We start from the raw sequence: 11,052 nt of genomic DNA, 5'->3' as shown, positions 1-11,052 counted from the left end.
ATTAATATGCTGAAAGACGATGCGGCAAAAATTATTCAGGAAAAAGTGGGCGGCGCGCATGCTGCTGTTGTCACCGCCACAGCGAAATCCGCATTTAACTCCGCAGTGGATGCAATGCGTGCCGGTGGCCGTATTGTCGCCGTTGGTTTGCCGCCTGAATCAATGAGTCTCAATATTCCTCGTCTGGTTCTGGACGGTATTCAGGTCGTCGGTTCACTGGTCGGCACGCGTGAAGATCTGGCTGAAGCATTCCAGTTCGCCGCCGAAGGCAAAGTGGTGCCGAAAGTGACCAAACGTCCTCTTGGCGATATCAATGCCATTTTCAAAGAAATGGAACAAGGTAAGATCAAAGGCAGAATGGTGATCGACTTTACGCACAAGTAAGGTTTGCACAATATCGGGTGGCGTGGCTGAAGATGATGGCGGCGTCACTCTGTTATTTGCATTCAGATAAAAAAAAAGCCCGCTCGGGGCGGGCTGAAAGGGGTAATGCGAGGGTCTTACACACTATGAAGGACAGTTCACAGTGGACACAGGAGAAGAAACATCGTCTTCGGATATAAAAGTAACAAACTCAATGTCTATTTATGTCAAAGCTAAGTAAGGTTATCCCCCGACTTGTAACCCCGTCAGAACATTATTTACTCAGGCGCTATACTCGACTTATTATTTTCGCAAAATCAGGGTAGTGCTGAAACGGAACAGTACGTAAAGGAGAGTTATGCGATATTGGGTGAGTCTTATTGTGGTACTGGGCATCGCTTATTTCAGTGCGCCCTGGCTTAATCGTCACATTCCCTCTGAATATAATCCCTTTACGCCGCTGGCCATTTCGGATCCGCCAAATCTCATTACCCGCTACAAATTAAGGAAGCTGGATAATAATCCGCAGGCATGTCTGGCGGTGCTTGAGCGTGCGCAGAAAGCGGGTGCCATCAGGTTCAATAGCGCGGGGGATATGGGCGGTAAATGTCCGCTGACGGATCCTGTGCGTGTGCGCGGATTGGGTGACGTCTCCCTGAGTTCAAGTTATCTGGCGAGCTGCCGCCTTGCACTCAGCAGTGCGATGTTTGTGTCTCAGGTGGCAAAACCGCTGGCTGTCGAGCAATTAGGTTCGCCGCTGGTGCGTATTGACCATCTGGGCAGTTATGCGTGTCGTAATGTTTACAACAAGCCTGACGCAAGGCTAAGTGAACATGCTACGGCTGAAGCATTGGATATTGCCGGATTCGTGCTGGCAGACGGGCGTCATTTAACGGTGCTGAAACAATGGCCGCAGGACAGTGCGGAAGGCCGGTATGTGCATCAGATATTTTCTGAAAGCTGTCCGTTTTTTGGAAATTCTATCGGACCGGATTATAACGCAGCGCATGCCAATCACTTTCACCTCGGCATGCGCTGGTTTGGATTTTGTCGCTAGGCCATTAATCCACTAAATAGCGTTCAACCAGACGGGTCCAGTAGGCCACGCCGAAACTCAGGCTCTCATCATTGAAGTTGTACGCCGGATTATGCAGAACCGCGCTGTCCCCGTTCCCCAGGCGCAGGAAGCAACCGGGTTTTTGCTGCAGGAAATAGGCAAAGTCTTCACTGCCGGAAATAGGCGGCAGGTTATCGACCACGTTCTCCTCACCCAGCAGTTCCTTTGCCACTTCCACCGCAAAAGCCGTTTCCTGGTCATGATTCACCAGCACCGGATAACCGGGCACATACTCAATTTCTGCGCGCGCGCCATAACCGGCGGCATGATGTTCCACCAGCGTGCGGATACGTTCTTCCAGAATTTTACGTACCTGCGGATCAAATGAACGCACACTCATCTCAAGACGGGCGGTTTCAGGGATCACATTAGCGGCATGCCCGGAGTGCAAAGAGCCGATAGTCACAACAGCTGTTTCATTCGGGTCAATATTGCGCGAAATAATGGATTGCAGCGCGACGACCAGACTGCTGGCCACCAGAATAGGGTCAACGGTCATATGCGGACGGGCGGCATGGCCACCTTTACCATGAACGGTGATGTTCACCGTGTCGCACGCCGCCATAAAAGGACCTGGCCGGAACATCATTTTACCCACCGGATAGCCGGGATGATTGTGCAACCCGTAAACGGCATCGCAAGGGAATCGCTCAAACAGTTGTTCGGCCAGCATGCGCTCGGCCCCGCTGTTAAAACCAATTTCTTCGGCTGGCTGGAAAATCAGATTAACGGTACCCGAGAAGTTTTTGCTGCGTGCCAGCTGTTCTGCGGCACCCAGCAGCATTGCGGTATGTCCGTCGTGGCCGCAGGCGTGCATTTTCCCCGGAGTCTGACTGGCATAACTGACGCCGGTTTGCTCAGTGATCGGCAGGGCATCCATATCAGCGCGGATACCGATACGGCGTGACCCGCTGCCCAGAGTCAATGAACCCACCACCCCGTATCCGCCAATGGCGGTGGTAACCTGATAACCGAGGGCTTGCAATTTATCAGCGACCAGCGCGGCCGTGGCTGATTCTTCATTAGACAGTTCAGGATGCTGGTGCAGGTGTTGGCGAACTTTACGTAACTGGGGAAGGAGATCAGCCACGTCAGCGATGGTGCAAAGTGATTTATTATTCATTATGAGGATCTGTGTTTGCCTGAAAGAAATCCGGCCATACAGACCGGTGCCACGTCATTACCTTTGACAGAATGCAATGTGAAATCGCGGCTGGCAATCAATTAATCGGGGTTTAAAAAGGGTTGTTGAATTTATGGAATGTACAATTTAATAACGTTATGTAATTGATGTAACGAGTTAAATTTTTTACGTGACGTTACGCAATAAATTATTTTGCCTGTGGACGATATACGCGGTGACTTATAAGGTTGCGGTGTGGGGAAAGCAGTCCGGCAATATGAAATATCAGGCAAATGGTTATCCATCTACCTGATAAGGGTCGCAGACACAGTGTTGAGTGCGGGTACTGAAATGCGGGGTTCAGGCAGGCATATAACTGATTGAGTGCTCCAGAGAGTCGCACTGAGAGTCGATAAGGACGCTCCATATCCCTTTATAGGGGATCCCCACATAGGCAGTATTTTGATCGTTTACCGTCAAAATATCGCCGAAACCTGAGTGACGTCCTTTTCGCTCAACATCATTTTCACACATCAGATGAATGTGACATTTTTCTGAACAACGGATGACGACGGTGTCGCCACCAAACAGACTCAATCTGGCTCGAACGATAGGCATGACTTCCCCCAATGAGATAAAGCACCTGAAATACGCTGTAACCGAACACTGCCAGGTTATACGTCACCCAGACCGGGAGTGATATTGGTCACATAACGCTCTGGAATCTATAAAACCAGACTAAAGAGGGGGGAATAATGACTTTAATCAAAACTTGCAGGAATCTTTCAAAGATTAATTATTCACCAGACTGATGTATGTAAAAGAAAATGATCCTGTTTTAACGAAACGCGTCAAAATGTAATTATGAGGTTATCGGGGAGTGGGAAATGACAGCGAACGGTAACATGTGCAGCCTCTCATCGTGCATAGCGAAGAAGGGTGTTCATTCGTTACAGAGTAATAAATTAGCTGCTTTTTCTTTCACAAGCTGACACCCTATAGAGGTATGGCATGTGCGTACGCTTGAAATTGATTATTATCGGATTTTTTACCGTCTCACACGTCCATTTTTGCGGGTGATGAAAAAAAAGCGTGCGCTACACTTTCTCATTTTATCCAGTTATAAGGGCATCGGATGAATTGCTCCGAAAAATTCAAATATCTCAGAAACTTCAGTGCGTTATCCCTGGTTCTGAATGCGTTTTTTAGCCTGCCGGTACATGCGGATGACGCGCTGTTACGGGCATGTGGTAATGCAAAAACGGCAAAAGACTGCCAGTTACCTTTCCAGCAGGGGCTTTCTCCTGTGCAGGTGGGGCTATCCCGTGAGCCATTGTGGGGCTACGTCGATACCACCGGGCGCATGGTGATCAAACCAGATTTCAGCGAAGCGCGCGGTTTTGCGAACGATCTGGCGGCGGCGAAAAAAGGTGACAAATTTGGCTATATCGATAAGAAAGGCCATTGGGTTATTGAGCCTCGCTTCACGCGCGCGACAGATTTTAATGCGCAAGGCACCGCACTGGTTGTGACAGACAATCGTCTGGCACTGATTGACCGCAAAGGCGCGGTGGTGAAAACACTGCCGTTCGCCGTTTCTCTGGATAGCCAGGGGTTCGTCGGCGGTCAGGCACTGGCCAGCGTGCAAACGCAGGTTTCTCCGGCGCTGTGGAATGCCTCCACCGACAGTTCCCTTTCTCTGCCTGATGATGTGATGGCAATTGATTTGCCTCAGTCAGGGCTGATCCCGGCGAAAAAACGTGACTCTTCGGATGAAGGTTACTGGGGATACCTCGACGAAAATGGTGAGTGGGCAATTGACCCGATGATCCTGAAAACCCGCGATGAGCCGCAGCTCGGCGGGGATGTCGTGGCGGTGAAAACGAAGAATGTCTGGGCGTTTGTGGATCGTCAGGGCGTATCACTCAGTAAAGAACAGTACAAATCGGTGCGTCCTCTGGCATCCGGCAGTTGGCTGGTCACGGCAGGCGACAACAGTAAGCAACTGCTGAACAGCAAACTGGAAAAAGTGCAGGATATCCCACAGGACCAGTCAGAGAATCTGCTCGTCTGGGGTAAAGCCACACTGGGGACGGGCAGTAAAGGTATCGTGATCATCGGTGCTGATAATCAGATTGCTTCGCTGAAAGTGAATAAGCCGCAAATTCTGCAACAAGGCAACCGCCTGTGGGTCATGCAGACAGAAGGCAAAACGCCGCAGGTCGCGCAGGTTTATGACAATAATGGCGTTGCACTGCTTAGTGATGCGACGCTGACGGCACTTAAAGATTATCAGTTACAGCCTCTCGACACCCTGCCTCTTACGGATGACCTCGGTACGTTGCCAGAGGCCAGCAGTGACGCGACGCACAACCTGCCGTGGGCGGTTCTCACCCCGACGGACAACACCAAACCTCCTGCCATTCTTACCTCCCAAGGGAATGTCCTTTCGGACCCTCAGTGGGCCTCTGTAGAGGGCAACACCACCCAGGCACCGCTTATCATCCACACGGAAGATAAAAAAGTGGGTGCTGTGGATGCGGCGGGGAAATGGGTCATCCAGCCGGTGTATACGCAAATCAGTCCGTTTAACGGCGATTACACGTGGGCCGTTGAAAATAACGGCACTGCCGATACAACACGCCTGATTGACCGTAATGGCAATGCTGTTGATGTACCGGCAAATATTCAGAAAAGCACTCAACGTCTGTCATCCGGCTTAGTGTTTTATACGGAAGGTGAGAAAGATACCCTGCGCTGGGGCTTGTGGGATATCGCGAGCAAAAGCATCAAAGCGGCACCTCAGTTTATTCAGGTGGAATCTTTTAATGACGGTTATGCCTTAGCGCAAACTGAGGCGGGCTGGGGAGTGATCGGAACCGACGGCAGTTGGGCGATTGCGCCTGAGGCCAGCCGTAGTGGTAAATTCCAGTATATCGGGCAGGGCATGTTTACCCTGTCTGATAATGATCAGCCGGGCGAACGCGGTGCCCTTGCCAGCCACTATAGTCTTTACAGTGCGGAAAGCGGCCAGGTTATCGCCTCCGATTTACTCTCAAGGCCGCAACTCGTGGGGCAAAATCACTGGCTGGTTCAGCCTTCACAAGGCGGTGTTGCCTTGCTGGACCGCACCGGACGTTTCCCTGTCAGCAAAGCCATTGTGGCGTCATCAAGTTCTGTTCAGGGTGACCGGGTCATGCTGGGTTTCTCCCCTCACTTTGGTGCGATCAATACTCAGGGCGACTGGCAAATTCAGCCACTTTATACGGCCGCATTCCATTTCATCGCTCCGCTGAACCTCAGCCGTGCGGTGAGCGATGGACGTACTATGCTGATTAACGATCACGGTGCGGTGCCGTTAGACGGTTTCGAGCAGGCTCAGCCACTCAATTCACTGGCACGTCTGGTGATGAATGATGACGTGACCGGCGAAACCGTGCTTTACGACAATGACGGTAACGAGATCCAGCGCTTCGCCGGACCTGACAGCTTGCTTGCCGATAAAGCCAGTTCCGGTGTTATCCCGATGCGTGATAACAAAGGTCTGTACGGGTTTGTTGATCAGCAGGGTAAAAAAATGATCGGTTCGTACTTCGATCAGGTCGGGGCGATGAATAATAATTTTGCTACCGCCATGAAAAAATCGACCTATGGCAATCTGTTGGGATACATCAACACCACCGGTCGCTTCGCCATTTTGCCGAAGTTCGACTGGGCGGGTGATTTCAGCGAGAAGCATGCCTGGGCCGGAGGCAAGGGTGTGGTCAGTTTGCTGAATGCAGAAGGTGGCGTTCAGGCTAAAATTCAGGTGCGCTGTAATCAGCGGGTCATTGTGGATGCCAAGGGGGCTTATCTCTGGCCTGCCAAGGCTCCGGCATGTGGTACCGGAGGTAATTGATGATGGTCAGCAAACCTTCAAGGCTGCGAACTGCACTTCGTTGTGCGATGAATACCGGTAGCTCACTGGCCTTATTGACGCTGACAACCTCCGCGATGGCGGCTGAACCCGCGGGTTGTTCCGCGCCGTTACCGGAGGCACAGGTTGAGGCACAGACGCGTAATGCGTTGCCTGTCGTACAGAATGTGTGCATACGGGATGTCCATGAAGGCCGGGCTGCCGTGCTTTTACCGGCCGCCGATGCGGCAGGTGAACGCTGGGGTTTTCTGGATAATCAGGGGCAACTGGTCATCAAACCTGTCTTTGAGCAGGTTGGTGATTACCACTACGGAGCCGCTGCCGCCATGCAGCAGGGCAAGTGGGGCTACATCGACTTGACAGGGAACTGGATGATTCAGCCAGCCTTTGACCATGTTCAGCCCTTCACTCAGTCAGGTATTGCGGTGGTGACCACTGGCGGTAAGCCGCAACTCATTGACCGCAAAGGTGCCCCGGTGGGTAAACCACTCGATGAGCTGGTGGATGAAGCTACCCTGAGCGATGGCATGCCTGCTCGCCTTGCCCTGTCGTTTAATAGTGTTCTGCTTTCTCCGGATGGCGTACGCCATGTCGCTACGGATAAAATGGAAGTCGTTGAGCCGTTCGGTTCAGATGATCTGTTTATTGCCTTCAATGCCAGCAAAGGCTACGGCATTGTGGATGGTAATCTGACCTGGCGCGTTCAGCCTCAGTACGCCTCCATCAATCTTGATCCTCATAATCCTTCCGTTGCGCTGGCGAAAAATGCTGATGGCATAACGTTGATCCGCAGCGATGGTGTGCAGGATGACCAAAAGTATTTGTCGGTCAGTGAAGAAACGGGTGCTTTCTGGCTGGCTAAAACAGCTGACGGCATTAAGTTGCTCGATAATTCGGCTGCCGTTATCGCGACCTTCAGTGAAGCGAATGCCGGGGCGTTGCGTGTGTCTGGAGATTATGTTCTGGATCCGGCAACCAAAGACACGCTCACATTGTATGTTCCCGGACGTAAACAACCGCTGAACTTGCCCGCAGGCAGTGAACCCTGGCAGCAGGGCACGGGTGAGTTCTTAGTGACCACCAAAGGCGATCAGAAAAAAGTGAACGCCATTGTGGCGCCTTCCGGCGGCATGATCGGCGGTTCACAAACCATAGGCTGGCTGGCGCAAATTGACAGTGCAGAAGTCATTAATCATCGCCTGTGGCTGCGTAATGAGCAGGGCGATGTGGTGAATGTGGTTGATGTAACCGGCAAGGCGTTACTGAATCCGAAGACCGTCAGCACCCTCGATCACAGCCGGATTGAACCTCTGAATGTCAGCAATGATGCCGCGACGGCACAATCCCCTCTGGCGCTGATTCGCCCGGAAACCGCAGACAGTAAAAATGGTGCAGGCTTCCTGCGTCCTGACGGCTCTCTCCAACTGGACAGCAAATGGCAAGATATTGAGCCCGCAGACAGCAGTAATGAAATCGGGCAGTTTATTGTCAGAACAGCGGATGGCACCGGCGTGGTGGATGCGCAGGGCAAAATCGTTATCCCGCTGACGGAAGACAATATTTCGCCTTTCGTACAAGGTTATGCGCTGGATTATCTGGATGGCAAACTGACTGCGCTGGATCACGCGGGTAAGCATTACAACTTGCCTGATGTATTTGAAATCGAGTCTGTCGGCAACGGCTGGTTCCGCTATCGCGAAACTGCTGCGGAAGGCGCGCTGTGGGGCATCTATGATGTGCTCAGCCAGAAAACCGTTATTCAGCCTTCGTGGCAGGATGTCGGTACTTACGCTGATGGCCTCGCTGCGTTTAAGACGCCGCAGGGCTTATGGGGGATTGTCGACAGTCAGGGCAAAAAAACCGTCGAAGCGAAGTATGCCAAAGTGCAGCGCATTAATGCCGCGCTGTGGTTGCTGACCCAGCCTGCGACGGCTGATCAGCCCGGATCCAGTGTCATCGCTGAAATCATCGGCAATGATGCGAAAGCGAGAATTGCGCCGACAGCAGGATTATCCGTCACCCAGTTCAGTGATGGCCGGATCCTGGCGTCGTCCGCCGCAGGGCAGTCGTGGCTGCTGGATGCGCAAGGCAATATTGAACTGCATGAGCAACAAACGCATATCAGCGCGCTTGGCGATTGGGTGAAATTATCCCGACAGCCGCAGCAAGGTTATGTCTCAGCGCAGGGTGAGTGGCAAATTCAGCCGGTCGTCGACACCCAGGGGTCGGCATTTGAACAAGATCGGGCATTACGGGCGACTCCCGCTGGCTATGAGCTTATCGATGCGAAAGGCGCGCGCGTTGCGGCAATGCCAGAAGGTAAATGGGTGATGCCGCCAGCCAGCGCCTGGTCGGTTTCTTACGATCCTCAGGACAATGCCCCGGCAACACGCTATGTCGACAACACCGGTAAACTGGTGCTGACGGTACAAGGCCAGGCCAGCCGGATGGTGGGGGATCGGGCAGTATTGACCCGCACCGACGGTTTGAAAACCTGGATCAACGGTCAGGGCCAGCAGACCGATGGCGTATCTTATGCTGATTTAGGTTTACCGGTCGACGGACTGGCCTTTGCCAAAGCAGACAACCATTACGGCTTTGTTGACCTGCAGGGTAATTTTGTCATTGCACCGCTTTTCAGTGCCGTATCGCCGTTTGACAGCGGGGTTGCCGTGGTCTCTACGCCAGCGATGTCGATGATGATCGACAAAACAGGTAAACCTCTTGCCCGGCTGGATAAAGAATGCGGTATCGCCGTGCTTTACGGTGCAGGCAGTGCGCGGCAGTGGCCGGCGACAATGCCGGATAACTGCAAACCTTAAGACGTTTTCCCGGCTTGCAAAACCCGCTACGGCGGGTTTTTTTGTGCTAATGTTTAACTGTTATGGCAGTGAACTATCTCAATTGAAAGGATAAATTATGATTCCGCAGATCCCACTTAAATACAGGGACGCAGAGCGCTGGTCGTTTGGTGATACCGAGTCGTCAGCAGACGAACTGGCTAAGCGTGTTATTGCAGGCACAAAAACAGCTACCTGTTCAAATCTTGATGATGATCCCGAACCTGAACCTGGCGAAATCTTTGTGGTGGTCGATGGGCGCAATAATCCGGTGTGTGCCGTACAGCTGACCGAAGTGAAACAAGTTCCTTTCGATCAGGTGACGGAGCAGCACGCCTGGGAAGAAGGGGAAGGTGACCGCACGCTGGCTTACTGGCGCGCTGAGCATCAGCGTTTCTTCGAAGAATACGATATGTTTGAACCGACCATGCCGTTGTTACTGATGAAGTTCCGCATGGTTGAGAAGTTCTGATCCCACTTTTACGGCCTGATCAGGACGATCAGGCCTTACTTACCCCCGTCATATGATCAACCTGATGTTGTCGATCTGTCGTTCAGGAATATGTCATGTCAGTGAATTCAGTTAATCAGCGCGCGTTTGCAACACGTTCCGGAATACCTTATTTCAGCCAGTGGGAAGATCCCGATTGTGCCGCAGGCATTATCGCCGGGGATCTCCAGCTCAGCGATGTCACGTTATGGGCGCAGTCCGGCGCTTCAAACCAGCAGGAATTTATTGAATGGGCGAACCATGTTTGCGGAATGTGTTGCCTGAAAATGGTTCTGGCGGCAGTTTCCGGCAAAGTCGAGCCAATCCTGTCGCTGACGCAACGCAGCCTGGCGTATGGCGCTTACGTTCGTGAAGGGGACAATATTAAGGGGCTGATCTACGCACCTTTTGTCGATTATGTTGGTCAGGAATTAGGGTTAACGGCGCGGGTACGGGTAGATATTTCAGCACAAGATATTGCAGGCGAGCTGGAACAGCACCGGTTCTTCATCGCCTCGGTGCATCCGTCGATTCGAATCCCTGATTCTGTGCCGCCTCGCAAAGGCGGGCATCTGGTTCTGGTCACAAGGGCCGATCAGGCGTCGGTGACTTTTCATAATCCATCGGGCCACGATGTGTCCACCCAGCAAGATGTCACCTTGCCCGTGGCGGTTTTCAGCCGCTTTTTTGCCGGACGCGGTATTGCACTTGTCGAAAACGTGGACTGACCGCAAGCGGCATGGCGAACAAAATCCCGTTCGCCATGCTGTGTTACTCCAGTCGCATAATCCACTCATCTTTCTGCTCGTCATACTTTTCCTTGTACAACACAGAGTGACGACCATCGACTACCGCCGGAACACTGGTGTGATCATCCCAGGCATCAAGTTGCATACATAAATCAGGGTCTGACTTGCACGGGATATGCACTTTATCTCCGCCTTTTGCTTCGGGCGTCGAGAGATGTGCATCGTCAATTTCATAACTGCCAATTCTGATACTCGATTTTCCCATCAGGTACTCCTTGCCAGTGGTGACACGATTGATTGATAAAACATCAGGTATGACCAGTTGGTCTCCCCTCTATTGAGGATAGCCGACAGCACAAAAAGTGCCACCCGAATTTTTACGGATGCACAAAGCAGGCAGGGGACATAGGGGAAAACCGGAAGGGTAAGGAACCGTACGGCAGAGGCGCGCGGT

Annotated in this window: 9 protein-coding genes; 6 read left to right on the top strand and 3 right to left on the bottom strand. The window is 52.2% G+C overall.

Annotated elements, in window-relative coordinates; genetic code table 11:
- Positions 1-384, top strand: a 384-nt coding sequence (locus EYY67_RS10800) for a zinc-binding dehydrogenase (protein WP_165497958.1), incomplete at its 5' end; no start/stop codon positions are given.
- Between the two features lie 337 nt (positions 385-721).
- Positions 722-1,420, top strand: a complete 699-nt coding sequence (locus EYY67_RS10795) for an extensin-like domain-containing protein (RefSeq protein ID WP_095921408.1) — start codon at positions 722-724, stop codon at positions 1,418-1,420.
- A gap of 4 nt (positions 1,421-1,424) precedes the next feature.
- On the opposite strand, the gene EYY67_RS10790 is transcribed toward EYY67_RS10795, so the two are convergent.
- Both EYY67_RS10790 and EYY67_RS10785 read right to left on the bottom strand, forming a co-directional pair.
- Positions 1,425-2,603, bottom strand: a complete 1,179-nt coding sequence (locus EYY67_RS10790; RefSeq protein ID WP_131693486.1) for a M20 aminoacylase family protein — start codon at positions 2,601-2,603, stop codon at positions 1,425-1,427.
- A gap of 360 nt (positions 2,604-2,963) precedes the next feature.
- Positions 2,964-3,221 carry a DUF1883 domain-containing protein gene (locus EYY67_RS10785; protein ID WP_095921410.1) on the bottom strand — a complete coding sequence of 86 codons (258 nt, stop codon included), beginning with the start codon at positions 3,219-3,221 and terminating at the stop codon, positions 2,964-2,966.
- A 517-nt stretch (positions 3,222-3,738) separates the two neighbouring features.
- On the opposite strand from EYY67_RS10785, the gene EYY67_RS10780 reads away from it, so the two are divergent.
- From EYY67_RS10780 to EYY67_RS10765, 4 genes are all read left to right on the top strand, one after another.
- Positions 3,739-6,501 (top strand): WG repeat-containing protein, encoded by a 2,763-nt coding sequence (locus tag EYY67_RS10780; protein ID WP_131693485.1) that lies wholly within the window; start codon positions 3,739-3,741, stop codon positions 6,499-6,501.
- Positions 6,501-9,341, top strand: coding sequence for a WG repeat-containing protein (locus EYY67_RS10775; protein ID WP_131693484.1), 2,841 nt, complete (start codon positions 6,501-6,503; stop codon positions 9,339-9,341). The genes EYY67_RS10780 and EYY67_RS10775 overlap by 1 nt, the downstream gene beginning before the upstream one ends.
- A gap of 97 nt (positions 9,342-9,438) precedes the next feature.
- Positions 9,439-9,831, top strand: a complete 393-nt coding sequence (locus tag EYY67_RS10770; protein ID WP_131693483.1) for an ASCH domain-containing protein — start codon at positions 9,439-9,441, stop codon at positions 9,829-9,831.
- Positions 9,832-9,926: 95 nt separating this feature from the next.
- On the top strand, positions 9,927-10,577 hold the full coding sequence (locus tag EYY67_RS10765; RefSeq protein WP_131693482.1) for a C39 family peptidase: 651 nt from the start codon (positions 9,927-9,929) through the stop codon (positions 10,575-10,577).
- Between the two features lie 43 nt (positions 10,578-10,620).
- Here the strand turns inward: EYY67_RS10765 and EYY67_RS10760 are convergent, their stop codons facing one another.
- Entirely contained in the window at positions 10,621-10,863 is a 243-nt protein-coding gene (locus tag EYY67_RS10760; protein ID WP_013576157.1) for a YebV family protein, read from the bottom strand.
- Between the last annotated feature and the right edge of the window lie 189 nt (positions 10,864-11,052).

This window comes from Rahnella victoriana (assembly GCF_004330295.1).
Taxonomy (GTDB): Bacteria; Pseudomonadota; Gammaproteobacteria; order Enterobacterales; family Enterobacteriaceae; genus Rahnella; species Rahnella victoriana.
The sequence above is the reverse complement of the archived record's forward strand: the minus strand, read 5'-3'. Positions and strand labels throughout refer to the sequence as shown.